This is a genomic window from Paraburkholderia jirisanensis, from assembly GCF_054782355.1.
This window is the reverse complement of the sequence record NZ_BAAGSQ010000026.1, coordinates 350,996-374,638: the sequence shown is the minus strand read 5'-3', so window position 1 is coordinate 374,638 and position 23,643 is coordinate 350,996. Positions and strand designations below refer to the sequence as shown.

At 62.5% G+C, this 23,643-nt stretch carries 23 protein-coding genes; 7 read left to right on the top strand and 16 right to left on the bottom strand.

What is annotated here, in order from left to right; all coding sequences use genetic code 11:
- Nucleotides 1-38: 38 nt before the first annotated feature.
- On the top strand, nt 39-596 hold the full coding sequence (locus tag ACYVNQ_RS18010) for a hypothetical protein (RefSeq protein WP_460903915.1): 558 nt from the start codon (nt 39-41) through the stop codon (nt 594-596).
- Between the two features lie 81 nt (nt 597-677).
- On the opposite strand, the gene ACYVNQ_RS18005 is transcribed toward ACYVNQ_RS18010, so the two are convergent.
- The 3 genes from ACYVNQ_RS18005 to ACYVNQ_RS17995 form a co-directional block, all read right to left on the bottom strand.
- The gene (locus ACYVNQ_RS18005) at nt 678-1,472 is read right to left on the bottom strand and encodes a DUF899 domain-containing protein (protein ID WP_460903914.1); all 795 of its coding nucleotides are present in this window, start codon (nt 1,470-1,472) and stop codon (nt 678-680) included.
- 184 nt (nt 1,473-1,656) lie between these two features.
- Entirely contained in the window at nt 1,657-2,250 is a 594-nt protein-coding gene (locus tag ACYVNQ_RS18000; protein ID WP_460903913.1) for a flavin reductase family protein, read from the bottom strand.
- Nucleotides 2,251-2,466: 216 nt separating this feature from the next.
- Nucleotides 2,467-2,796, bottom strand: a complete 330-nt coding sequence (locus tag ACYVNQ_RS17995; RefSeq protein ID WP_460903912.1) for a hypothetical protein — start codon at nt 2,794-2,796, stop codon at nt 2,467-2,469.
- 218 nt (nt 2,797-3,014) lie between these two features.
- Here ACYVNQ_RS17995 and ACYVNQ_RS17990 point away from each other — a divergent pair, with 218 nt between their 5' ends.
- Entirely contained in the window at nt 3,015-3,764 is a 750-nt protein-coding gene (locus tag ACYVNQ_RS17990; protein WP_460903911.1) for an SDR family oxidoreductase, read from the top strand.
- A 310-nt stretch (nt 3,765-4,074) separates the two neighbouring features.
- On the top strand, nt 4,075-4,809 hold the full coding sequence (locus tag ACYVNQ_RS17985) for a GNAT family N-acetyltransferase (RefSeq protein ID WP_460903910.1): 735 nt from the start codon (nt 4,075-4,077) through the stop codon (nt 4,807-4,809).
- Nucleotides 4,810-4,980: 171 nt separating this feature from the next.
- Here the strand turns inward: ACYVNQ_RS17985 and ACYVNQ_RS17980 are convergent, their stop codons facing one another.
- Together ACYVNQ_RS17980 and ACYVNQ_RS17975 are read right to left on the bottom strand one after the other, a co-directional pair.
- Nucleotides 4,981-5,802, bottom strand: a complete 822-nt coding sequence (locus ACYVNQ_RS17980; RefSeq protein ID WP_460903909.1) for an alpha/beta fold hydrolase — start codon at nt 5,800-5,802, stop codon at nt 4,981-4,983.
- A 430-nt stretch (nt 5,803-6,232) separates the two neighbouring features.
- Complete coding sequence (locus ACYVNQ_RS17975; protein WP_460903908.1) at nt 6,233-6,712, bottom strand: VOC family protein; 480 nt, start codon at nt 6,710-6,712, stop codon at nt 6,233-6,235.
- 270 nt (nt 6,713-6,982) lie between these two features.
- Between ACYVNQ_RS17975 and ACYVNQ_RS17970 the strand changes: the two genes are divergently transcribed.
- The gene (locus ACYVNQ_RS17970) at nt 6,983-7,456 is read left to right on the top strand and encodes a low affinity iron permease family protein (protein ID WP_460903907.1); all 474 of its coding nucleotides are present in this window, start codon (nt 6,983-6,985) and stop codon (nt 7,454-7,456) included.
- Nucleotides 7,457-7,592: 136 nt separating this feature from the next.
- Here the strand turns inward: ACYVNQ_RS17970 and ACYVNQ_RS17965 are convergent, their stop codons facing one another.
- Nucleotides 7,593-8,501 (bottom strand): alpha/beta fold hydrolase, encoded by a 909-nt coding sequence (locus ACYVNQ_RS17965; RefSeq protein WP_460903906.1) that lies wholly within the window; start codon nt 8,499-8,501, stop codon nt 7,593-7,595.
- A gap of 250 nt (nt 8,502-8,751) precedes the next feature.
- On the opposite strand from ACYVNQ_RS17965, the gene ACYVNQ_RS17960 reads away from it, so the two are divergent.
- A complete protein-coding gene (locus tag ACYVNQ_RS17960) occupies nt 8,752-9,297 on the top strand; it encodes a CGNR zinc finger domain-containing protein (RefSeq protein ID WP_460903905.1) in 546 nt (181 codons plus the stop codon).
- A 75-nt stretch (nt 9,298-9,372) separates the two neighbouring features.
- On the opposite strand, the gene ACYVNQ_RS17955 is transcribed toward ACYVNQ_RS17960, so the two are convergent.
- The 4 genes from ACYVNQ_RS17955 to ACYVNQ_RS17940 form a co-directional block, all read right to left on the bottom strand.
- The gene (locus tag ACYVNQ_RS17955; protein ID WP_460903904.1) at nt 9,373-10,752 is read right to left on the bottom strand and encodes an RNA polymerase sigma factor; all 1,380 of its coding nucleotides are present in this window, start codon (nt 10,750-10,752) and stop codon (nt 9,373-9,375) included.
- 8 nt (nt 10,753-10,760) lie between these two features.
- Nucleotides 10,761-11,183, bottom strand: a complete 423-nt coding sequence (locus tag ACYVNQ_RS17950; RefSeq protein WP_460903903.1) for a VOC family protein — start codon at nt 11,181-11,183, stop codon at nt 10,761-10,763.
- An 11-nt stretch (nt 11,184-11,194) separates the two neighbouring features.
- Nucleotides 11,195-11,608, bottom strand: coding sequence for a YciI family protein (locus tag ACYVNQ_RS17945; RefSeq protein WP_460903902.1), 414 nt, complete (start codon nt 11,606-11,608; stop codon nt 11,195-11,197).
- 234 nt (nt 11,609-11,842) lie between these two features.
- Entirely contained in the window at nt 11,843-12,196 is a 354-nt protein-coding gene (locus ACYVNQ_RS17940; protein WP_460903901.1) for a YciI family protein, read from the bottom strand.
- A 680-nt stretch (nt 12,197-12,876) separates the two neighbouring features.
- On the opposite strand from ACYVNQ_RS17940, the gene ACYVNQ_RS17935 reads away from it, so the two are divergent.
- A complete protein-coding gene (locus ACYVNQ_RS17935) occupies nt 12,877-14,001 on the top strand; it encodes a porin (protein WP_460903900.1) in 1,125 nt (374 codons plus the stop codon).
- Between the two features lie 135 nt (nt 14,002-14,136).
- Here ACYVNQ_RS17935 and ACYVNQ_RS17930 read toward each other — a convergent pair whose 3' ends face one another.
- From ACYVNQ_RS17930 to ACYVNQ_RS17910, 5 genes are all read right to left on the bottom strand, one after another.
- Nucleotides 14,137-14,604, bottom strand: a complete 468-nt coding sequence (locus tag ACYVNQ_RS17930; RefSeq protein WP_460903899.1) for an SRPBCC family protein — start codon at nt 14,602-14,604, stop codon at nt 14,137-14,139.
- 239 nt (nt 14,605-14,843) lie between these two features.
- Nucleotides 14,844-15,977, bottom strand: a complete 1,134-nt coding sequence (locus ACYVNQ_RS17925; protein WP_460903898.1) for a Rieske 2Fe-2S domain-containing protein — start codon at nt 15,975-15,977, stop codon at nt 14,844-14,846.
- A 352-nt stretch (nt 15,978-16,329) separates the two neighbouring features.
- On the bottom strand, nt 16,330-17,862 hold the full coding sequence (locus ACYVNQ_RS17920) for a glycosyltransferase family 2 protein (protein ID WP_460903896.1): 1,533 nt from the start codon (nt 17,860-17,862) through the stop codon (nt 16,330-16,332).
- Complete coding sequence (locus tag ACYVNQ_RS17915; protein ID WP_460903895.1) at nt 17,862-18,473, bottom strand: cytochrome b; 612 nt, start codon at nt 18,471-18,473, stop codon at nt 17,862-17,864. The genes ACYVNQ_RS17920 and ACYVNQ_RS17915 overlap by 1 nt, the downstream gene beginning before the upstream one ends.
- A gap of 278 nt (nt 18,474-18,751) precedes the next feature.
- Nucleotides 18,752-19,666 (bottom strand): LysR family transcriptional regulator, encoded by a 915-nt coding sequence (locus ACYVNQ_RS17910; protein ID WP_460903894.1) that lies wholly within the window; start codon nt 19,664-19,666, stop codon nt 18,752-18,754.
- Between the two features lie 136 nt (nt 19,667-19,802).
- Between ACYVNQ_RS17910 and ACYVNQ_RS17905 the strand changes: the two genes are divergently transcribed.
- Nucleotides 19,803-20,087, top strand: coding sequence for a hypothetical protein (locus tag ACYVNQ_RS17905; RefSeq protein WP_460903893.1), 285 nt, complete (start codon nt 19,803-19,805; stop codon nt 20,085-20,087).
- Nucleotides 20,088-20,090: 3 nt separating this feature from the next.
- Here ACYVNQ_RS17905 and ACYVNQ_RS17900 read toward each other — a convergent pair whose 3' ends face one another.
- Entirely contained in the window at nt 20,091-23,516 is a 3,426-nt protein-coding gene (locus ACYVNQ_RS17900) for an enterotoxin A family protein (RefSeq protein WP_460903892.1), read from the bottom strand.
- Nucleotides 23,517-23,643 lie beyond the last annotated feature (127 nt).

The window sequence follows — 23,643 nt, the reverse complement described above, 5'->3', positions numbered from 1 at the left end:
GATGCTTTCTCAAGGTTTTTCGGCGGGTGCCGTAAAGCTTGATCAGGCTCGAGCGCACCTTTAGGCGCGCGTACTCCCGATCTGCACCCACCCACCACTCAACCAAGATGAAATTAAGCCGAACCCTCATGCTGGGCGCAATGTCGCTCGGCATCGCCGGTTGCGCGACGAGCTATCAGGAACCGTCGCAAGCCGATGCCGCCACCCTTGTTCTTCGCAAGGCAGACGACTTCAGCGCACAAGCTTTCATTTATGGAGGCGCAGCCGGGTGCACCGACCGCCATCGTCTTCCAGTGATGGACCACGAAAAGGAAATCACGCGCAAAGTCGCGCCGAACGCGCCGTTGTCGTTCTCGATGTTCTATATGAAAAATCTCGTGCTGGTCGAGCAATTCTGCGTCGATACGCTGACGTTCACGCCAGAAGCCACGCACCGCTATGTGGCGTTGTTGTCGATGACCAATAATCGCTGCCACATCAATCTGACCGATGTGGGTACCGCCGCCGCGCCACTCGCTGTCCCTGCTCCGGTCTCCAGCACGGAGCACACGTGGAAGCGTGCAATGACAGAACAAGGCCCGTTCTGCGGGTCGTAGGCGGGATGCCGCGCCGCGGCGGCGTGTGCGCGGCGGACGCCTGAAAGCGCCGCCACGCGCCGCTGTGGACCGCTGTGGACATTACCGCGGCGCGTCCTTTTGCAAGTCGCGGAATGCCGCTTCGCCGGCATCCGACACTTCGACCCATTTCCTGTCGGGTGCCGCGCCTTCCACGTAGCTGTCGTGCCAGTTCCACCATTTGTAGGTCGGCGTTTGGGGGTAGCCCTCGGGCGAGTCTTCCCACACCTCTTGCCGGCCAAGCGGTGTGATGTCGAGGTAATTCCACGTCCCGCCCATCTGTTCGTCGCCGCGATTGTTGATGAAGTAGGTGCGATGGACCTGCGCGCCGTTGCGATAAAACACGTTTGTGCCGTGCCATTCGTGCACGCCGAAATCGGTGTCGAAGCTGTCCGTGAGGGTGAACCAGGGCATCTGCCAGCCCATGCGCGCTTTCAGCCGTGCGATGTCCGCCTGCGGCGCACGCGATGCGAACACGAGCGTCGTGTCGCGGGCATTCAGGTGCGCAAGGTGCGCGACCTGATCGGCCACCATCGAGCAGCCTCGGCACGCGTGGTCGGGCCAGCCAAATACGCCTGGTTCAAAGAACGCGCGATAGACGATCAGCTGGTGCCGGCCTTCGAACAGGTCGACAAGGCTGGCCTGGCCCGCCGGGCCCTCGAATACGTAAGCCTTTTCCACCGCCATCCACGGCATCCGGCGGCGTTCGGCGGCAAGCGCGTCGCGGGCGCGACTGTGGGCCTTTTCCTTCACCAGCAGTTGCTCGCGGGCGGCTTCCCATGCCTGCGGCGAGACCACCGGCGGCGTACGCATCTCAGGCTGCTCAGTATTGCCTGGGTTTTGGTCTGAAGTCGTCATGGTTTTGCTTCCTCCTGATCGGGACGAGTTTTTACGCTCCGTCACGCAAGCATCGTTCCCTGCGTGGAGCGGCGGCATCGACTGCTGCTGTCACACAGTCTGGAGCCGCCCGGACGATCGTTGGGAGTAACAAATGTGGCGGCATTCGCCGTGCGCGAGCGGGCGTGCGCGGTTGCCCGCCGTTTCAGGCGTCGCGCCGGCCGTTTTCGAGCGGCTTCGACTTCACTTCGAACGCTTCGCCGGTCGTGAAAAAGGTGCCGCCGGCCACGTAGTGCACCGTGCGTGCGTTCGGGTCGTCGCCGAAATGCCAGCGGTTGTCCGAGTAGACGCTGCTGTCCGCGTAGGCGGCGACCACCTCGGCAAGGAACAGGTCGTAACGCTGGCTATCGTCTGGAATCACCTTGCATTCGAGCCATGCCACGCAGCCTGCGAGCATCGGCACGTCGATCTTCTGGCCCTGGAAAGTCTGCAGATTCAACGCGGCGAACTTGTCGAATTCGACGCCTGCATTCGAGCCGACTTCGAGCGTCTGTTGCGCGAACGCGCGGTCCGGTATCTGCAGCCCGAACACGCCACTCGCGTCGACTAACTGACGCGTGAGCGTGCGGCTGTCGATCACGACCGCCACCTTCGGAGGATCGAAATCGAGCGGCATCGTCCAGGCCGCGGCCATCACGTTGGAACGGCCGCCGTGCGCGCTGGTGACGATCGTAACGGGGCCATGATTGAGGAGCCGCGTGGCGTGCGGCAAGTCGACGGGGGCACGGGTGCCTTTCATAGCGTGGGAGCGAATCTCGACGAGGAACGGGAAGCGTCGAGCATAGATCAACTTGGCTTGTGCGTCTGTGGCGGCTGTTTGGCGGCTGTTTGGCGGCTGTTTGGCGGCCCTTCGACGGCCTGTATGCGGCTGGATCGACGCGTTGCAGCATGACGCATGGCGTTGGCAGACCACTCAGCAGACGGCGCGTTACGCGCCGCTGCTGCACTGCACCGATCAATGCGGCCCGTTGGTCTTTTCGTTCGCTGCGTCGAGGGGCTTGTGCGCCTCGTTGCCCGCGCCCGGGAAAAACGCGTTCCATGCTGCCCGGACGCCTTCCGCAGCGGTCACCTCTGCGCCGATGTCCTCTGTTTCTCCACCCGCTCGCACGGGATCCTGGCTCAAGCCGCGCCAGTGCGTGAACACAAGCGGCGGTTTTTCCGTCCAGTCACCCTCGACGTAACGGGCAAACGCCGTTTCGCCGTTTGCCAGTTGCACTTCGTACCAACCTTCCCGCACCGGCTTGAATTCGTCTAACGGAAACCACTCAGTCGGTTCAATTTCCATTTGCGTCCCTCTCTATCGGTTCGTCGTGACGGGTGCCACAAGCCATTGTACGTGCGGAATGGGTCGGCATAGGCGGCGGCATGGCCGTCTGTTACCAAAAATGCGCATGAGGAATATATCCAATTAAATCGCACGAGTACGCCAACTTATTCGTATATCTTTGAATGTGTTCTCGCCCAGAATTACCTTCATCACGAACCCACTTGAAGGAGAACATCATGAACCGTTTCGAAGGCAAGACCGTACTCGTTACCGGCGGCAACAGCGGCATGGGCTTGGTCACCGCGCAGGCTTATGCGGCAGAAGGCGCACGCGTCATCATCACCGGCCGCGACGAAGCCACGCTGGCTACCGCGAAAGAATCGCTCGGCACGTCCGCGCTCGCCATCCGCAACGACGCCGGCTCGACCGCCGCGGCGCGCGAACTCGCAAAGCAACTCACGGATCAAGGCGTGCGGCTCGATGCGGTGTTTATCAACGCCGGCATCGCGAAGTTCGCGCCGTTCACCGACGTGGCCGAATCGATGTGGGACCAGACTTTTGACATCAATGTCAAAGGTCCGTACTTTCAGCTTCAGGCGCTGGTGCCGTTGTTCAATAAAGGCGCGTCAGTGGTGCTGAATGGCTCGATCAATGCACATATCGGTATGCCGGCGTCGTCGGTGTATGCGGCGAGCAAAGCTGCTTTGATTTCGCTGGCGAAGACGCTGTCGGCCGAGCTACTCCCGCTCGGCGTGCGGGTCAACGTCGTCAGCCCGGGCCCGATCAGCACGCCGCTGTATGGCAAGCTCGGCTTCGACGCGGCGGCACTCGACGGTGCCGTCGAACAGATCAAGGCTCAGGTGCCGCTTGGGCGCTTTGGCGATTCGCGCGAAATCGCTGCGACGGTGCTGCATTTGTCGTCGCAAGAGTCGGGGTTTATCGTGGGCACGGAGATCGTCATCGATGGCGGGATGATGCAGTTGTAAGTGGTTCGGGCGGCGGCGCTGTTGCGGGTTGTTGGGTTGCTGTGCGTGGTTGAGTTGCTGTGCGTGGTTGGGTTGCTGTGCGTGGTTGGGTTGCTGTGCGTGGTTGCCTGCCGTTGCTTGTGCGCCTCAGTGCGCCGCCGTGCGTCTTGTGCGTCTCGCCGCGCGATGCGCGGCGCGCGGATGCGCATCGCCGTAGAGATCTTTCGCGGCGGCGGTATTTGCCGTATCGTGCCCGCTTGGCATGCAGTACGCACAACCCATGCGCCGGCCGGGCTTCGCAGCGGTCGGTGCGGCGAGGAGAGGTAGCAACGTGGAACAGCGACTCAACGAATTCGGCCAACCCATCGGCGCACCCGTGCCGCACTGGCACGGCGCCCAACAGCCTGACGGCACACCGCTCACGGGCCGCTATTGCAGACTCGAGCGAGTCAGCGTCGCGCAGCACGCGCGCGATCTGCACGACGCGTACCGCGAAGCAACCGATGCGCGCGACTGGACGTATCTGAGAGCAGGACCGTTCGCTACACTCGATGCCCTCAGCGAACATCTGGCGACCTGCGCCGCGTCTACCGATCCGCTGCACTACAGCGTGATCGACCTCGCAACCGGAAAGGCGCTCGGCACACTCGCGCTGATGCGCATCGACGCACCGAACGGCGTGATAGAAGTCGGCTTCGTGACGTTTTCGCCGCGTTTGCAGCGCACCCGCATCGCGACCGAAGCGGTGTATCTGTTGATGCAGTACTGCTTCGAGCGGCTCGGCTATCGTCGCTTCGAATGGAAATGCGATGCGCTGAATCTGCCGTCGCGCGCTGCCGCGCTGCGCTTTGGCTTCACGTTCGAAGGCATATTCCGGCAGGCAATGGTCTACAGCGGGCGCAATCGCGACACTGCCTGGTATTCGATCATCGACGGCGAATGGGCCAACGTTCGCGCGGGCTTTGAAGCATGGCTCGCGCCAGATAATTTCGATGCGCAGCACGCACAGCGACACAGGCTTGCAGAATTGATCGAGGCACAACGCGCACGCGGCGTTACGGGGTAGGCTTGGCGCGTTGGGCGCGTCCGGCGCGTTTAGCGCGCGGCGCGCTCAGTTCGGCGTGCGAGGCGTTTAACGTGCAGGCTTGGATCGCAGCGCGTGTAACGCAGGCGCGGCGGGCGCAGCGCATCGGGCAAACATCTGCCCGTCTGGCCACTGCGCCACCGCGCCACCTGATCAGCTGTTGATAAACGCCAGCAAATCGGCATTCACCTTGTCCGCATGCGTCACGCACATGCCGTGCGGTGCGCCTTCATAGACCTTCAGCGTCGCGTTCTTCACGATCTTCGCCGACATGCGGCCCGCTGCGTCGATCGGCACGATCTGGTCGTCGTCGCCGTGCAGGATCAGCGTGGGTACATCGAACTTCTGTAGGTCGGGCGTGTAGTCGACCTCGGAGAACTGCTTGATGCACTCATACTGGCCCTTGATGCCGCCGCGCAGGCCTTGCAGCCAGAATTGATCGATCGTGCCCTGCGACACCTTCGCGCCCGCCCGGTTGAAGCCGAAGAACGGTAGCGCCAGGTCCTTGTAGAACTGCGAGCGGTTATCGGTTACGCCCTTGCGGATGCCGTCGAACACGTCCATCGGCAAGCCGCCGGGATTCGCCGCAGTCTTCAGCATCAGCGGCGGCACCGCACCGATCAGCACCGCTTTCGCAACGCGCTTCGTGCCATGCCGGCCGATGTAATGCGCCACTTCGCCGCCGCCCGTCGAGTGGCCGACCAGCACTGCGTCCTTCAGATCGAGCTTGTCGATCACGGCCGCGAGGTCGTCGGCATAGGTGTCCATGTCATTGCCCTGCGAGGTTTGCGAAGAGCGCCCATGGCCGCGCCGGTCATGTGCGATCACGCGAAAGCCTTGCTGCGCGAGAAACAGCATCTGCGCATCCCACGCGTCGGCATCGAGCGGCCATCCATGCGAGAAAACGATCGGGCGTCCGCTGCCCCAATCCTTGAAGAAGATTTGCGCGCCGTCTTTGGTAGTTACCGTATTCATCGTCAACGCTCCAATGTGGTGAGTTAAAGCTGCGGACAAGTCATCGCGAGGTGGCAGGCGCGAGCCCTTGCCGCCTCGCCGACGCGAACGCTTACCTGTAGTGCAACTTGCTGATGTATTGCGGAGTTTATATTCGACGGACGGGTTAATCAGGCCGCCGTCGACGCAATAGGATCGAGATTCGCGATCCAGCCTCAGGCGAACCCACAAGCAATCGCTTGCATGCCGCGCACCGATTGGCACTTTGGCAAGAGACGGCGAAGATTATGCGGTGAATTTTTTTGCGGCGCATCGATGCCCCGAACACCGCGCCACACCGTGCTCGAGCGTGTAGAGGCGGACGCGGCGACACGCACTTGTGTGCAGCCGCCACGGTTCCTGTTCGTGCGCCGACGTCATGTCGCGGCGCGCCGCGCACCGGCAGTACGACTTACTGGCGCGACTTCATCATTTCCTGCATTGCCGACTGCATTTCTTCAAGACTGACTTCGCGCTTGTGCGTGGCGACCGACCAGCGGTGCCCGAACGGATCTTCCAATTGACCGTAGCGATCACCCCAGAACATATCGGCAACCGGCATTGTCACCTTCGCCCCTGCGGCAGTTGCTTGCGCGACCGTCGCATCGACGTCGTCGACGTACAGGTGAATCGTGACCGGCGAACCGTTCAGCTTCTTCGGCCCGAGCGCGCCGGCGCACTCGGGCATTTCGTCGACCAGCATCAGTATCGAATCACCGATTTTCACTGCAGCATGCATCAGCTTGCCGCCCGGACCGGGCAGACGCGCCTGTTCGACGGCGTTGAATGCCTTCTTGTAGAAATCGATGGCAGCGGCCGCGCCGTCGCACACGAGATGCGGAGTCAGCGAATGCATGCCTTCGGGAATGGTCTTCACAGCTGGCTTGGACATAGTGGTCGCTCCTGTATTCAGTGAGTTCAACGATGATCGAAGCTACGCCGGACATCGCGGCTTCATCACAACGACGAGTAAGCCACTGCGCGATCGACATGTGAAGCGGTTATTTTTGTTTCGCACTGCGCGATCGCGCGCGGTTGTGCGCGGTTGTGCGCGGTTGTGTTGCGGAGCGTCCGGATTGCTCCGACGGGTGCTGGCGGCGCTGGAGTTACGGGGCCGGAGCCGGTATCGTCCGAACGTATGCCACGAACAGGGAGATCCGCTGTGACCAGGAACTGGTTTTCACACTTCTCGAATGGACTTTCGTCGATGGCCGGCAGGCCCGTGACGTTCGTCATCGCGGTCGTGCTGGTGGTCGTGTGGGCGATCAGTGGGCCGCTGTTTCACTTCAGCGACACATGGCAGCTCGTCATCAACACATCGACGACGATCGTCACGTTTCTGATGGTTTTCTTGATCCAGAACACGCAGAACCGCGATACCGCGGCCATGCAGATCAAGCTCGACGAACTGATCCGCGCGCTGGAAGGCGCGCATAACGCGCTGCTCGATCTGGAAGAGCTCGATGAGAAAGATCTGACGCGCTTTCGTAAGCGTTACGAGCAACTGGCCGAAAGCGCACGTGACGCGTTACGCGACGGCGGCACCGATACCGATTCGCCGTTCATCGATGATCGGCATGACGGTGCCGACGATGAACGGCCTGCCGCGCCGCGTGAGAAGCGCGAACGCAAGTAGAAATGGCGACGGCGCCCTAGGGGCGCCGTGCCGTTGTGATCTCTCTGCGATCGCCGTTTACGTTTGCGCCTGCGCTTGCCTTCACGCAGCGCCCACATACACGGCGCTGCCGCGCGCGCCAGGCGCGAGCACGTACTTACTTCGCGGCTATCGGGCGCAGCAGCGTGTCGATCGCGATCGCGATTTCGTCGACATGCGTTTCCAGCGCAAAGTGACCGGTGTCCAGCATTTCAACCGTCACATTCGGATTATCGCGGCGATAAGCTTCGGCGCCCGGCGGAATGAAGAACGGGTCGTGCTTGCCCCAGATCGCCAGCGTCGGCGGCTTGAATTCGCGGAAAAACGTCTGGAAAGTCGGGTACAGCTTCACGTTCGACGCGTAGTCGAGGAACAGGTCGAGCTGCACTTCCTTGTTGTCGCCGCGTTCGAACAGCAGCGTGTCCAGTGTGTAGGTTTCCGGCGCGATCGAATCGGCGTCCTGCACACCATGCGTATATTGCCAGCGCGTGCCTTCCAGGTTCAGCACCGCATCGCGCACCACCGCACGGTTTTCCGCGCTCGGCTCAGCCCAGTACTTGCGAATCGGACCCCACGCGTCGCCGAGCCCTTCTTCGTACGCATTGCCGTTCTGCGAGATCAGCGCAGTCACCCGCTCCGGATGCGCGACCGCGAGACGCAGGCCTACCGGCGCGCCGTAGTCGAACACGTACAGCGCGTACCGGTTGAGCTTCAGCGTGTCGACAAATGCTCCGATCGTCTTCGCGAGCGCGTCGAACGAATAGGTGTAGCGGCGCTCGGCCGGCACCGTCGTGAAACCGAAACCGGGCAAGTCGGGAGCGATCACACGATAGCGGCCGGCGAGACGCGGCATCAGTTCGCGAAACATCAGCGACGAAGTCGGGAAGCCATGTAGCAACAACACCACAGGCGCGTCCGCCGGACCGGCTTCGCGATAGAACACGTTGACCCCGTCGGCCTCGACGCGCTTTAGCGCAAGGCGGGAAATGGCTGGCAAACCGGCTTGTTGCAGTGCAGATGTCGACATGATGAGCTCCGAAGGTGGCGGTCAGTAGTAAGGTGATGTCGCCGTTTTGAAACCGTTAAACGAATCGTTTAGCGGTTACGTGTGCACATGATAGTCGAGTTTTGTAACTTGTCAACGGCATCCTGAGAGGTTACATTGGTAAGGTAGATATAACGTTGCATTGGGTCTGCCGCGGTGTGCGGCGACCCGACGCGACTGAGGAAGCCTGACCATGAAGTACTCCACCTCTTCGCATTCGCCCGAGCCGCCGTTGCTCGCGGATCATCCGGCGCTCGATTTGCTGAACACGGTTGTGCAAATCGGTGGCGTGCCCACCGACTTTCTTCAATCGGACACGGACGTGCTGCACTGGCTGCGACGCATGGGTTTCGCTGTAGGAAACGAAGTGCTCGCATTCAGATCGGATTCACTTCGCGACGCGGCGCGGGGATTGCGCGAGATGGTTCGCGCGCTAGTCGAGCAACGGCGCGCCGGTAAACGGATGGACATAGCGGCGCTGAACGCGTTTCTCGCGTGCGGGAGCCATGCATTGGTCTTGATTGAAGACAGCAATGCGCTGCGCGTGGCGCGCAAGTTCGAGACACACACAGCAGAGCAATGCTTGTTGCCGCTCGCCGAAGCCGCTGCGCAGTTGATCGTTGACGAGGATTTTAAACGCGTGCGCCGCTGCGAACATCCAGAATGCACGCTGTATTTCTACGATCGCACGAAGTCACACAGGCGCCGCTGGTGCAGCATGACCGCGTGCGGGAACCGGTATAAGGTTGCGCGCTTTCGTGAAAAGCAGAAGAAGTAGCGAAGGGGTTCGCTTGTTTTCGCTTTGCTTGACTGGCGACGCTAGCGAGGTCGGTGACACGTGCGGCGCGAGCCTTCAGTGGACGCCGCGGCGTGTTTGTTTGCGCGTTTTTTGCTGTGTTTTTTGCTGTGTCTTTTCTTGCACCGGCGCCGGAGCCTGTTCGCGCGCTTCACCGCGCGTGTAGATGTTCATCTCGCCGGCACGCGCCAGCAACATGTCCCGTTCGCGCGCATTGCGCGTCATCGCAGCCGCGCGCTCGAACTCAACCCGCGCTTCGTCTCGGCGGCCCAGTTTTGCGAGCAGGTCGCCGCGCACGCTCGGCAGCCAGTGATAGTTTTCGAGCGTGCGGTCAGCGGCGAGCGCATCGACAATTTCCAGACCGGCCGACGGTCCGAACGCCATACCGACCGCCACTGCACGATTCAACTCGACCACCGGCGACGGCGCAACCTGCGCGAGTGCGTCGTATAACGCGACGATCTGCGGCCAGTCGGTTTCAGCGGCAGTTCGCGCCCGCGCGTGGCATGCCGCAAGCGCCCCCTGCAGTGCATAAGGGCCACTCGCGCCGCCAAGTGCCTCTGCCCGCTCCAGCGCCGCAAGGCCGCGGCGAATCAACAGCGGGTCCCAGCGGCTGCGATCCTGATCGAGCAACAACACCGGGCGGCCGTCTTGCCCGACGCGTGCATGCAGGCGCGACGCCTGGATCTCCATCAGCGCGACCAGGCCGTGCACCTCGCTGTCTCCCGGCGTGAGGCCCGCCAGTACGCGGCCGAGCCGCAGCGCTTCTTCGCACAGCGCGGGTCGCATCCAGTCGTCGCCGGCAGTGGCCGAGTAGCCCTCGTTAAAGATCAGATAGATCACCTCGAGCACCGATGCGAGCCGCACCGCCCGTGCATCGGCTTGCGGTACCTCGAACGGCACCCTGGCCGCCGACAACGTACGCTTGGCGCGCACGATCCGCTGAGCGATGGTCGGTTCAGGCACGAGGAACGCGCGCGCGATCTCGTCGGTTGTCAGCCCACCGAGCAGCCGCAGCGTCAGCGCGACGCGCGCATCGGTGGATAGCACCGGATGGCACGCGGTGAACACCAGCCGTAGCAAGTCGTCGCCAATGTCGTCGGCACGCGCGGCGTCGAGCGCATCGACAAAATCGGGCACGACGTGTGCCTCGAGTGCATCGAGATCATGACCGAGCTCCTCGCGCTTTTTCGCATGCAGCGCTTCCTGACGCCAGCGGTCGAGCGCGCGGTTCTTCGCGGTAGCCATCAGCCAGGCTCCCGGATTATCGGGAACGCCGGCCTCGGGCCAGTGCTCGAGCGCAGCCACCAGCGCGTCCTGCGCCAGTTCTTCAGCCACGCCCACGTCGCGCACGATACGGGCGACGTGCGCAATGACTTTCGCGGACTCGATCCGCCACACCGCCTCGATCGCACGATGGGTCGCAGCCGTCGTCACGGCCGGCCTCAATTTGCCTGCGATAAGTGATCGACCGGCACGTCCGGGTTCATGTACGCCAGTTCCCAGATATGCCCGTCCGGATCTTCAAAGCCGTGGCTGTACATAAAGCCGTAGTCTTGCGGCTCGCGCGGCGCTTTACCGCCCGCCGCAAGGGCTTTTGCGACCAGATCGTCGACTTCCGCGCGGCTATCGCACGAAAGGCAGATCAGTGCCTCCGTGCTCTTTGCCGGATCGCTTAACGGCTTATGCGTGAAGGTCTGAAAAAACGGCTTGACCAGCAACATCGTGAAGATGTTCTCGCCGACGATCATGCATGCCGCATTTTGATCGGTGAATTTCGGTTCGAACGTGAACCCGAGCGCCGTGAAGAACGCCTTCGAGCGTTCGAGGTCTTCCACTGCGATATTGATGAAAATCTGCTTGTGCATGATTGCCTCGTTTAGTGGTTCGTACCTTCAAGATTGCGAAACCGGCTCGTCGCCGCACCCGGTTTGAAGTCGTCGAGCCCGTACAGTTGCCGGACTTCGATCTCGCTGTCTACATGGTCGCCAAACGGCGCTGGAAAACGACGCGCCCATTCCCTCGCCTCTTCGCGCGAGCGCACCTGGATAAGCGTATAGCCGGCAAGCAACTCCCTGGTCTCGGCAAATGGCCCGTCGCTCACCGTGCGCCGGCCTCCCGAATAGCGGATGCGCCAGCCTTTGGAACTCGGTTGAAGACCGCTTGCGTCAAGTAGTACACCCGCCTTCGACAGCTCTTCGTGATAGGCGGCCATTGCAGCGATCAGTGCTTCTTCCGGCATCGCGCCGGCTTCGCTGTCCGCGTTCGCTTTCACCATGATCATGAATCGCATCGCCCGTTCTCCTCGCCCGATGGGTCGGCAGCGGAACCATTTCTGCGGCTCCTTGCCAGCACGACGAACGAAGTTGCGGCGGATCGACACATTGGCGCGGCAATACACCCAGGAGAAACCCGCATTAGCGCTGCACGCTCGAGGCTGCCCGTTGCCTGAGGCTTCCGGGCGCGGCTTCTGCACGCGGCTACGGACGCCGTCTCAGCCCCTTACCTTGCCGCCTGCTCGTGGCTGCTACTCGTAGCAAGGCCCGAGCTTGCGAATCTCGATCGTGCACCACTGCGCTGCGGGACATTCGGCAGCGAGCGCAAGCGCCTCTTGCTGCGTGTCGCAATCCAGCAAAAAGAAACCGCCGATCATTTCCTTCGCCTCAGCAAATGGGCCGTCGATCAGGCGGGTTTTGCCGTCGCGCACCTGCAGCCGTTTGCTGTTGTTGACCGTTGTGAGCGACTCTGCCGCAATCAGCACGCCCTGCTCCTGCAGGTTGTCGCGATAGCGCAGCATCTGGCCGAACACTTCGCGCCCGGCAGCCTCGCCGCGCTCCTCGCGCTGGTCCACCGGTTCGACGATAAGCAGCATATAAGCCATGGAACCTCCCCAATGAAGAATTCGCTGAAACGCTTGCCGCAGCAACACGGCCGCCTCCACACCTGCGCAGGCAGTCTAGCAAGCGCGCGCCGCACGCGGCAAACAGACAAGGAAGCAACGTACGACAAATTTTCGGACTGCGGTAATCACAGTGACACCGAAATTTGCACAAGCCCGAGCACGAGAATTTCCCTTTCGCCGAAACCTTAAATTCCTTAAAAAGGCAAACCAGAATTTAATACTTTAACAATTCATTATTTTACGAATCATAATTTAACTTTCAACTAGTCCGAAAGTATTAGGAAAATTCTTATACTAATTAACACCGCCATTCATATCCCATCGCATAAAAAAACATCCCCTCAAGCACATATCAAATTCCACTGTTGCAGCCTGACAACGCCACCCTTCTCTCAAAAACATAAATTCAATTTTATTTAGATAAACAACCTCAATAAAAACATAAATCTACTCCATCTCATTTTATTTATTTCCAATTTAGCAATACGTAATTTACAACTATCAAACACACGACACTTAGGGTGCCTACCTATACTGCGCCCATTCCCGCAAAGGGGAATTCGAACGGCCTCACTTCGATTCGGACCGCCCGCATGCGGTGCGTGCCCGGCGTCAAGGCGAGCCGATGCGTGACCAACAGAACACAGAAGGAAGTTCACATGAAAAAGACCTTGATCGTTGCGGCAGCTGCCGCGTCGTTTGTTCCGCTCGCTCACGCGCAAAGCAGCGTCACGCTATACGGCGTAATCGACGCAGGCATTACCTACACCAGCAATGTCAACGATAGCGCGCGCTGGGCGCTCGGCAGCGGCGGCATCGAGCAGAGCCGCTGGGGGCTGCGCGGCACCGAAGATCTGGGCGGCGGCCTGAAGGCGATCTTCAACCTCGAGAGCGGCTTCGACATCAACAACGGCAGGTTCGCCAACAATGGCAGCCTGTTCAACCGCCAGGCCTATGTCGGTCTGTCGAGCGACTACGGCACCGTCACGCTCGGCCGCCAGTACGATGCCGCGCAAGACTATCTCGCTCCGCTCAGCGCCACGGGCAGCTGGGGCGGCACGTATTTCGCGCATCCGGGCAATAACGATAACCTGAGCACCAACGGCGGCTTCCCGGTCAACAACTCCATCAAGTTCGCGAGCGCGAACTATGCGGGCTTCACGTTCGGCGGCACGTACGGTTTCTCGAACTCGAGCGACTTCGGCAACAACCGCGAATACAGCTTCGGCGCCGCGTACCAGTACCAGGGGCTGCGCATCGGCGCCGCTTACGCGCAGCAGAACAATCCGGGCAGCACCGCAAGCGGTGCGACGGACGGCGTGGCGTTGTCTGCGCTGAACAGCGCCGTGGGCAACTTCCGGATGCGTGAGTACGGCGTCGGCGCAAGCTACGCGTTCGGACCAGCACAGATCGGGGTGGTATGGACCCAATCGCGTCAGGACAACTTCGCGGCCGGCGCAGCCTATTCGCTGCACGCCAACAACTATGAGGTCAATGCGAAGTACAACCTGACGCCCGCACTGCGCGTCGGCCTTGCCTACACGTACACGGACGGTGCGTTCAACGGCGGCGACGACACACCGAATGTCGGTCACGTCCATCAGGTTGGTCTGCAGACCGACTACGCGCTGTCCAGGCGCACCGATGTATACGCGCAAGCCGTGTATCAGCACGTAACCGGCGACGACAGGCTCACGGCGTCGATCTACGGGGGTGGCAACACCGGCGTCTCGTCGTCGCACAATCAGGCGACGGCTTCGGTCGGTCTGCGTCACCGCTTCTGATCGACGATTAAACGCGCGCACGATCAGCCCGCTCGCGCGCGTTGCAGGCAGCACCGGCGTGCCACGGCACGCGGGGCTGTTCTGCCGGGCCGAAACCAGCCCGCAGAACAGCCCCGCAGCGTCACCGGACGCTTGTCACGCTTGTGCCATCCGTTTCAGTTCTGCCGCCAGCCGGTCGAAGTTCTCTTCATTCGACTTCAGCGCAAACGTCTTCAGCTGCGCGCAGACGGCAGGTGTATCGAACACCATCCGGTAGGTCAGCCGGGTCTTGTTGCCGGCTTCATCAAACGAAGCGGTGACCTGAAAATGCGGACCGGAGACATGATCGAACACGATCCGCTCCGGCTCAGCAATTTCGATGAATACGCTGTGATTGCGATAGTCGACGCCATCCGGGCCATGCATCACAAAGCGCCAGTTGCCGCCCGGTTTGAGTTCGAATTTGTGGAATGTATTGCGAAAGCCCTTCGGTCCCCACCAGCGGGCAAGGCGTGCAGGCTCGGTCCACGCACGGAAGACGCGCTCGCGCGGTGCATCGAACGTACGCTGCGAGATGAGCTCCCGGTCGGGGCCCATCGGATGTTCTGCGTTCGTCTGTGGCATGGCGCGCCTCCTCGATCGGCAGCGCGCATCCGCACAACCCTGCGGACGCGCTCAATCGAGCATAACGCATTGCAAGCGCGCCAACCGGACATTGCGCCACGCCGCAGCCGGCGGTGCAGGCCGTCATTTACCGCCAGCGCCGGCGCGACCACACAACAGCCCACAGCCACAGCCCACAGCCACAAAACCCAGCCAAAGCCGCAGCCATAGAGCAAAAACTTAGGCCGCAACCGTTTCCATCAACCCGCGCAAGTCTGCGGCGAGGCCTCCGGCTCGATCGGCACCACGCGTCGTGCCGGCGGCGCGCCGCATTGCCGCAGCAGATCGCGCAGCTCGTTGATCACCGGGAACACCTCATGATTCCAGTCGGCGCCCTGCGCGTCGTGCGCTTCCTGCTCGCGTTCGACGATCCAGCGGTCTTCCGCGAAGATCCGCTCCGTGAACCAGACCAGCAGCGGCCACGCCGCGTCGAGCAACACGCCGACACGCGGCCGTTTGATCGACAGCAAACCAAACGTGCGGTTGGTGCGCTGTTCGCGATCGAGCGGCACGTAGCAAATCCACAGGTCCATCACCAGGCTGCCTTCCGACGTGCGAATCCGCAACGTCTGGTACGGGTAGCCGGTGCGGATCGTCATCACATCCTTGTGATTTTCCCCACCTTGCCGGCTCTGCCCGAACACCAGCGCTTCGCCGATCGGCTGTTGGCCGGCTTCGCGCGAAAACGTGTAGTCGACCTCGACCCAGTCGTCGCCGCGGCGACGCCCCAGCGAACGCGCGCGCATCTTGCCCATCTGGCGGCGGTGCAGGAACTGATGGTTCATGTCCATCAGGTTCTCGTGCATGAACGAGTAGTGGCATGCCACTTCCCGGCCGAAACGGCGCGTCTTGTAGGCCTTGTCGGCCACCGAGCCGAGCGGCGGCAGCGGCGTGGCTTCAGCCAGCGCAGCATTGCCGGGGAACACGAAAATCAACCCTTCCACTTCGCGGCAAGGGTACGCGCGCACGCCGTTGGGCAGGCGCTCGCGGCCGAGATATGGAACATCGATGCAGCGGCCGGTGCAGTCGTAGGTCCAACCGTGATAACAGCAGCGGATCGCCTCGCCGTCCACCACGCCGCCGTGCAGCGGCACCTGGCGGTGTGCGCAACGGTCTTCCAGCGCAAACACTGCATCCGATTCGGTGCGCACCAGCACGATCGGGTCGCCGCCGAAGCGCACGCCGTGTGCCTTGCCGCGTTTCACTTCACGCGACCACGCTAGCGGATACCAGTGATCAGGATGGATGTTGACGCGGCGCAGATCGCGCACTGGCGCCTCGGCGGCAGGAAGCTCGACTTTGCTGTTGTTCTCCACAGAACTGACTGCGTGCATGTATGACGCCCTCCTGGCGCAGCTTCGTCCGAAATCGGCAGGGCCGAAGTTCGAAAGCTTTCTAGTGAGTTACTGAATTCGTTGCTCAGTCTACTAGAATTGGGGCGGAATTTTGAGCTTCGCAAAATATCGCCGGTTGGGCACCATGGCGAGGCAGGGTATATGCGTATTCCGGCGTGGCGTCGCCGTGAGCGGCCGGCAACGGCCGTTTTCGATCAAAAACGGTGCCGCGCAAGGCCGAACGCAGGCCGAATACAAGGCCGAACACCCACAAATGAAACGCGCCGCCCCGCCATGCTGGCGGAATGCGGCGCGCGCGCTTCAGAAAAGGATGTGGCCGATAGACGCAGTGCTAGTTGCCGTTGCCCGAGCCCGGCACGACCAGCCCCGAGCGATGCTGCTTGCCCCACGACTTGCCGCCGCGCAGGAAGTGCAGCCAGCCGAGCGCAGCACCGGCGTGCCGCAGCAACTGGAACGTGAACGGTTCAGCCACAGCGGCGGCGATCGCCATCAACAGACTCGTGCCTTCGTGCAGGCCGGTCCAGCGCCGGTACAGATAAATGCTCCACACGTAGAAGGCCAGGTCGAGCGCCGTCTTCAGGAAAATCACGCTGAAGATCGAGAACACGATCACACCGTGGCCGCCGAACAGAAACGCGAGCAGCAAACCGAACGCGGTCAAACCGTAGATCGGCTGCATCGTGTCGAATGCCTTGACCGGAAGCATCCACATGCCGAGCGCGCCGAAGCGGCGGTTGCCGGTCATGTCGCGATTCCAGTATTGCGTCTCGAGGAAGCCTGCGAACCAGCGGCGCCGCTGGCGCAGGAAGCTGCCCAAGGTATCGGGGGCATCGGTCTTCGCATGGGCGTCGCCGACCACGCGCACATCCCAGCCGAGATCGTGATCGACCGAATAACGCCGCAGCCGGTGAATCAGTTCGTAATCTTCGACGAGACACTGGCCGTCGAAACCGCCCACTGCCACCAACGCTTCGCGCCGGAACGACGCGAACGCGCCCGACACCAGCAGCAGACTGTCCGCACGCATCCACGCAAAGCGCGAGATGAAATTGCGCATGTACTCGTATGTCTGGAACCACTGGAACATCCGGCCGCCCACCGACTTGCTGCACACCGGCACCAGAATGCCGGTGGCCGCGACCAGCGTCGGGCTCTGCGCAAACGCGACGCGCATCGCCCGGGTTGCGTCAGTGGCGAGCAGTGTGTCGCCATCGACGGTCATCACGGTTTCGGTCGTGATCAGATCGATCGCGACATTCAGCGCGCGTGCCTTGCCACCGTGCGGCAGACGCAGCCAGAACAGATTCGGGTAGCGCGAGCTGGCCGCGCTCAGTTCGCCGAGCGCCGGCGCAGTCAGACCGAAGCGGGTGGTCAACAGGGCTTCGGTGCCGTCGGTCGAGCCGTCGTCGGCAATCACGATCTGTTTGGGGCCGTCGATCTGCTCGAGCAGCGCGGCAAGCGTCACCGGCAGCACCGCAGCTTCGTTGTGTGCAGCGACGATCACGCCCATCTCCGGCATACGCCGGCCCGTGGCCACGACCTGCTTAGGCATCAGGCGCCCCGCCAGCGGCCAGGATTTGATCGTGACGAATACGAGCAGCACCGTGTCGTACAGCACGTAGGCGAGCCCCGTCGCCCACGCGACCAGGCCATGCAGGAAGAACGCTCGCGCAAACAGCAGGATCCACAACGCGGTGACGCTGCCGTGTATCAGCCGGCCGGCCCACGTCGCCCCACGCGGCACGATCCGCGGCGACACGGCGGCGAGCGCCTCTTCGAGCGAACGTTTCGGCGCGCAGTACGCACGGTCTGCGGGAACGCCGGCAACAACCTTGGCTTCTTCAGCCACGATATCTGCACACATTACGGCACCATCCGTTTGATGACCGAATGACGGTCGATCCATTGATGCTTCAGCGCGCCGCCGACGTGCATCGCGAGCAGTGCGTAGAGCCCGTAGCCCAGCCACGCATGCAGCGTGCCGAGACGATCATGCAGTTGAAGATGTTCTTTGACGGCCGGGTCCAGATTTAGGATGAAACCGATACGCGGCCAGTCAAACAGATGGAAGTACTGCATCGGATGCGTTGCTGCGTCCTTCCATGCGGAATCGTGCGCCCAGCCGGACAGCGGCAGGCCGATCATCAGCACGTACAGCAGAAAATGCGCGACGTGCGCGGCGACCTTCTCCCACGTCGGAAATTCGCGCGGCAGCGGCGGCGCCCGATGCGAAACGCGCCACAGGATGCGCAGCAACGCGAGACCGAGCACGGTAATCCCGATCGATTTGTGGGTGTCGACGATCGGACGAATCCAGCCATCGGGAAAAGATTCCGCAGTGAGCCCCAGCACTGCGTTGCAAATGATTAGCACCGCAATCACCCAGTGCAGCACCATGGCCGTGCGGGTGTACTGCGTCGGTTCAGCGTGCGGCTGGCTGAGGACCGTATGTCGGGACTCGATTGGCGTGGTCATGAAGCTATTTGTCGGAAATGGGTGGGCGGCGAAAGCCGTTCGAAATAGATGCACGAACTGCCGTTGAATGTGCGGTCAGTCCGCTTGACTGTTTAACGGTCGGGCAGGCTTTTTTATTCCGGTCTTTGTTTGGCTTTGGCGAGTACGCGGGGTTTCGTGCGCATTGCATCAAAGCCTGCGGATGCCATTACACGGCATTACATGTGACGCGGCGAAGACACGCCGAGGTCTGCCGGCGTTCGCACGCGGCGGCCGCGCCGGCGGACATTTCCATTGCCTTACGCAAACGCATCGACGCCCTGCACGAGGCGCCTGGCCAGCCGCGGCTGGCGCAGCTGGTCGATCCACCATTGCAGCGCGCGACCCTCGTGATCGCCACGCCATGCGACGTATAGCACATTCGGCTCGCGCGGGTCGGAGGTCTCTTTTTCAACCAGTTCGCCGCGCTTGAGCAGCGCGGCAACCCGCTGACGCGGCAGCCAGCCGATACCGAGGCCGTCGCGCTGCGCAAGAATCTTGGCGCGCATGGTCGGCACGGCAAGCGATGCCTGGCCGCCCACCGTGCCATACGCGCGGCCGCTCGCGCGCGACGAGTCGGCCACCACCACCGCACGCTGCTTCGACAGCTGTTCACGCTTGAGCGGCCCTTTGACTGAAGCAAGCGGATGGCGCGGCGCAACCGCAAATACCCATTCGACCACGCCGAGCTCGAACCAGCGCAAGCCGGGTATCGCCGGCGGTTCATTGGTAGCGCCGACGATCAGGTCGGCGCGGCCGTCGCGTAAGGCCTCCCAGGTGCCGCCCAGCACCTCGTTGGTCAAGCGCAGCTTGACGCCGGATTGCAGCGCATCGAATGCGCGAATCACGGGCATCATCGTTTCGAACTCCATCAGGTCGTCGGCGACGATCCACAAGCGATCTTCCCAGCCGCTCGCCACCTGGCGCACCCTCTGCGTCATGCGCGCCACGTCCTGCATCAGCCGCGCGGCTTCTTCGGCGAGCAGCAGGCCGGCCGGCGTCAGTTGCAGCCGGTAGCGGCGGCGGTCGAACAGCAGTGCGTCAAAGCGCGTCTCGAGCTGGCGCGCCGCGTGCGAAACAGTCGACGGCGCTTTGCCCAGCCGCGCCGCCGCGCGCGACAGGCTGCCGCTTTCGCGGATCGCTTCGAGCAACTCGAGTTCTTCGTCGGACAACATGTGCAACTCCATCGAACGGGTTATCCGAAAAGCGTACGGCAAATCCGCGCTGACCGTCCATGCAAACCCAAACGCAGGCGCGGCCATCGCGGCGCATTGCGCTAGACTTTGCGAGAACCGCAAGAAGGAGACTCGCATGATCCGCAAGACCCGCACGGCCTCGCAGTTGCAGGACGAAGTAAGCCGGCGCCTGCAGCGCCTGCCTGAGATCGTCGAGGAAGGAATGAGGATTCAGGTGCCGCGTGCGCAGCTGCAGGAGCCCGATGCCAGCGGCTGCAACTGGACCATGAAGCACTTCGGCAATACCGCCGGCCACGACCGCGCCGTCGCCGACGTGCTTGCAGCAGTGCGCAAGGAATTCAATCTGTCAACGGAAACGAAGAGCCTCGACAGCCTGTTCGGCGACGCACCCGCCGAATAGCGATCATGTGGCGTTGCGCGGCGCCGGGGCGAATGCCGTTGTCAGTGCCGCGCGCCGGTCGGCGAGTCGTTGCACGAGCTTCCACGCATCGTCGCCGATCCGGTAGTTCGACGACAGGTCCGCGGCGCTGTCGAAACTGCCGAAGCGGTCCTCGCTCGTGACCGACGCGCGCCAGTGCGTCGCGCCATCGAGCGTACGCGCCTCGATCTTGCCGGGTGCCGGCGACACGAGATAGTAGCCGTCCCTGAACAGCCAGGCGGCATTGTTCGCGCCCAGCCAATCCGACGCTTGTTGCACCTCCTCAGGGCCCATCCAGCTCGCGTAGTGCACAAAGTTGCCGTCGTACGCGATGCCCGGCACCCGATAGACGAACTGCTGTGCGCCCGGCGGCAACGCCGAGTCCGGATCGTTCTCGAAGCGGTATAACGCGAGGCGGCCGCCGGTCTTGCCGGTCAGCGAATATTCGTGGACCGGCGGCAGCACGGCCCGCTTGCCATCGGGCTTCGTCAGTTGCCACGCCGAACGCTCGCCGGCATCGTAAGACGTGACGAATGGCGTGTAGACGGACTTGCCGGCTGTCAGAAACTTGCGATCTTCGACGTGAACCAGATGCAGGCCGTCGTATTCGAATACGCCGTTGGTGCTCGGCCCGGATGGCACCGAGCCGACATACGCGTATCCGTCGCCGCCGATGCGCAGCACCTTGCGATGGTCATTCGCCAGATGCAGCCGGCCATCGTCACCCATCGTGAATTCATGCCTGCTCGCAGGATCGGTCGCGTAGCGCGAATATTTGGCCGCGACGGCAGGCCACTCGCCTGCGGCGACCAGCAGACGCGTGACTGAAATGTCGCCGCCGCCGTAGGCATCGACTTTCAGCGGACCTCGATAGTCGAGCCCGGCGCGTTGCCGATCCTGCAGGTTGCGGATGTTTTCCCATGCCTGGTCGAAAAAGGCTGCGTGAACGAGGTTGGGGTTCTGCCTGAATACGGTCGTGTCGCCGCTGCCTGCGTCATGCATCACAACCCATGCGTTATAGCCTTCCTCGCGCCATGCCGGGCTCGCGACCGGCAGCCGGGCAAGCTGCAATTGCGCGCCCGCGGTTCGCGTCTGGTTGTAGACGTCCCATCGATAATCGGGGTTGTACACGAACTCGCCCGCTACGCCATCCTTTATCTGTCGCCAGCCGCGAATCTGCGTGTAATCGATGTGGCCCATCGCAGCGACCTCGCCCAGCCCGGCTTCACGGGTTCGCTCGCCGAGCGTCGCGGTCACGTCGATCATGTTCGGCGTCGGCGCCACCGCATAGAGATAACCGTCGGCAACGCCGGCTGGCAGTCGCTCTGCTGCCTTGTGCTCGCTGCGAAACGTGCCGAGATACCCGGCGCTGTCGACCAGGCCCGGCCGCGACGCGACATCGAAGTTATGCAGATCGAGATTGATGTTGCGTAACGCGGTGCGCGCACAGTCGAAGCCGCCATGCAGGAAGACCTGCAAAGGGCCGAGCGTCGACGGACGGTAAAGGGCGTAGGGTTTCGGATCGTGTGGCGCATCGGTGGAGCGCTTCAGATCCTGACGTCCCGCCGCAGACAACGGTGTCAGCGAAAACGGTTCGCCCAGCTGGGTGGGCAGATCGGGCTGACGGGGCACGCTCCCCAACGGCAGCGTAACGAGCGGACCCGCACCGGGCTGGGACAGCGGTTCGATTTCGCTTAGCAGCAGCGACGCGCCGGGCAATTCGTGCTGCGTCGACGCGCTGGTTCTCTGTTGGGACGGCAATGGCTCATGGTGTCCGAAGTACAGCGTATCTGCGCTGCGCACGCCACCCCAATCCTGATAGCCGCGAGAAAACAGGCCGTGCACGGCAAGCGACAGTTCGCCGAAGTTCGCGTACCTGAACACGCCCATATCGGGATCGTAGAGTTCATACCCGTCTGTCGCATAGTTATCCGAGCGTCCCAGCCGCTGCACGAGGATAGAATGCCCGGCTCGTGACGTGTGGTCCGACCTGCCCGCTTCGCCACGGGCTCCGGGCCGGCCGGCAAAGCGGAGGCGGATCTCCGCAAAATCGTTGCGGTAAGTCATGCGGGCGTCTTCGCCGTCAAGCGACGTACTGAAATGGCGCCGCAAGTCCTCCTGAAGCTGCACAGCACGGCCGATACCGTAAGCACCCGGCCGGCGCGTCCAATCCGGCAAATCAACCACGAGGCCATGCAGATTCTGTTGCTGCAAGTCGCGCAGCTCGTCAATCGATGCGGCCCGGCGAACCCGATCCGACAGCGCCGACCTGACGTTCTCGGTCGCCCCGAGCAAATCCGCAGCACCGTGTCTCGCGATGTCCCGAAGCGCGTAAAACGCGAGACCCTGGGTTGCGTCGGGCAGCGACTGCGTGGCGCCGGCTGCAGCGGCAAGCGTGCCGCGGGACAGGTCGTTCGACTCCTCGGCGCCGAGCCGATAGAAGTCATCGAGCGCCGGTGCGCTGCGCGGCAGCGCTGTAACAGACGGTCCGGGCAACGCGGGTTCGGCCGGCACCGCAAGACCAATGGATGGCACGCCCGACATCGCGTAGTACTGGACGCTATCGGGTATCACCGCGAGTAACGGCTCCGGCTCGTTGAATGCTTCCTCGACATAACGTCGCAGTGCAGCTTCGGTGTTTTGCCAGCCCACGTAGCGGAATGCGCCATTGTTCGGATCGAAAATCTCATACTCGTCCGGTGCTGCGCGTCGCACCGCCAACGCATGGCCGTGTGGCCCTTCGTGCGTTTCCGCCGCCACCACGCTCAGGCGCACGAACGCGAGATCGCTGTGGCGCAATCTGTCGCGCAGGCCGGTCACCATCGCGTCGAGCTTGTGATCGGCCGTCTCCAGCGCGCCGAACCGGTCTACCGCCTGCAACCGGTAGCGTTGCAAGCCCAACGCTCGTGGGTTCTGCTGAAACGTGCTGACCCGACCAAACACGTGGCCCGCCACGCCGCTGCGCCGCTGCGTTGCATCGGTACGCAGCGCGCGCACCGCTGCCGACAGGCTCAAAGGCGATTCCTCACGGTGGCGGTCGATGCGCTGCATCGCTTCGCGAATCCATCCCTCACACGCTCCGTTGCGGTCAATGCTGCGTTCGCCCGCATAGCTGTACTGGTCGAATGGGTCGAACGACCATGACGTCGCTTGCAGTGCCTCGCCGCCGCGGCACTCGCGGAAGGGCGAGTGTTCTGCGCACTTGCCTAGCGAACCGCCGCGCCTGACGCGCACCGATGCGTGCGAGACGCCCGCTGCTGCCTGCGCTGCGCCCGCACGTGCAAACGTATCGACGAGTCCAACGGGCGAACGACGACGAGTACGGCTGGAATCCACGGCTGCCGCCGGCCGTTCGTCGTCGGAATCCGAAGCAATGCGAGCTGCGGCCGCGCTAACCGGAGGAACGTTCATGTGTCGGACTCCTGGAGCGAAATATCACTTCAGTGGAGTCGTCATTGCAACATGCCCTGAACGCGTTTACGTAGTAACCACGCAGCACGCCACTGCATGCCGCAGCAGGCGGGAAGGCGGAAGACAG

Coding starts and splice junctions, on each gene's coding strand:
- ACYVNQ_RS17940 (WP_460903901.1), bottom strand. CDS start 12,196: ATGGCTTATATGCTGCTTATCGTCGAACCGGTGGACCAGCGCGAGGAG.
- ACYVNQ_RS17905 (WP_460903893.1), top strand. CDS start 19,803: ATGATCCGCAAGACCCGCACGGCCTCGCAGTTGCAGGACGAAGTAAGC.
- ACYVNQ_RS18000 (WP_460903913.1), bottom strand. CDS start 2,250: ATGAAAGGCACCCGTGCCCCCGTCGACTTGCCGCACGCCACGCGGCTC.
- ACYVNQ_RS17965 (WP_460903906.1), bottom strand. CDS start 8,501: ATGTCGACATCTGCACTGCAACAAGCCGGTTTGCCAGCCATTTCCCGC.
- ACYVNQ_RS17920 (WP_460903896.1), bottom strand. CDS start 17,862: ATGTGTGCAGATATCGTGGCTGAAGAAGCCAAGGTTGTTGCCGGCGTT.
- ACYVNQ_RS17915 (WP_460903895.1), bottom strand. CDS start 18,473: ATGACCACGCCAATCGAGTCCCGACATACGGTCCTCAGCCAGCCGCAC.
- ACYVNQ_RS17900 (WP_460903892.1), bottom strand. CDS start 23,516: ATGAACGTTCCTCCGGTTAGCGCGGCCGCAGCTCGCATTGCTTCGGAT.
- ACYVNQ_RS17930 (WP_460903899.1), bottom strand. CDS start 14,604: ATGCCACAGACGAACGCAGAACATCCGATGGGCCCCGACCGGGAGCTC.
- ACYVNQ_RS17935 (WP_460903900.1), top strand. CDS start 12,877: ATGAAAAAGACCTTGATCGTTGCGGCAGCTGCCGCGTCGTTTGTTCCG.
- ACYVNQ_RS17950 (WP_460903903.1), bottom strand. CDS start 11,183: ATGCACAAGCAGATTTTCATCAATATCGCAGTGGAAGACCTCGAACGC.
- ACYVNQ_RS18005 (WP_460903914.1), bottom strand. CDS start 1,472: ATGACGACTTCAGACCAAAACCCAGGCAATACTGAGCAGCCTGAGATG.
- ACYVNQ_RS17945 (WP_460903902.1), bottom strand. CDS start 11,608: ATGCGATTCATGATCATGGTGAAAGCGAACGCGGACAGCGAAGCCGGC.
- ACYVNQ_RS17995 (WP_460903912.1), bottom strand. CDS start 2,796: ATGGAAATTGAACCGACTGAGTGGTTTCCGTTAGACGAATTCAAGCCG.
- ACYVNQ_RS17975 (WP_460903908.1), bottom strand. CDS start 6,712: ATGTCCAAGCCAGCTGTGAAGACCATTCCCGAAGGCATGCATTCGCTG.
- ACYVNQ_RS17980 (WP_460903909.1), bottom strand. CDS start 5,802: ATGAATACGGTAACTACCAAAGACGGCGCGCAAATCTTCTTCAAGGAT.
- ACYVNQ_RS17990 (WP_460903911.1), top strand. CDS start 3,015: ATGAACCGTTTCGAAGGCAAGACCGTACTCGTTACCGGCGGCAACAGC.
- ACYVNQ_RS17925 (WP_460903898.1), bottom strand. CDS start 15,977: ATGCACGCAGTCAGTTCTGTGGAGAACAACAGCAAAGTCGAGCTTCCT.
- ACYVNQ_RS17910 (WP_460903894.1), bottom strand. CDS start 19,666: ATGTTGTCCGACGAAGAACTCGAGTTGCTCGAAGCGATCCGCGAAAGC.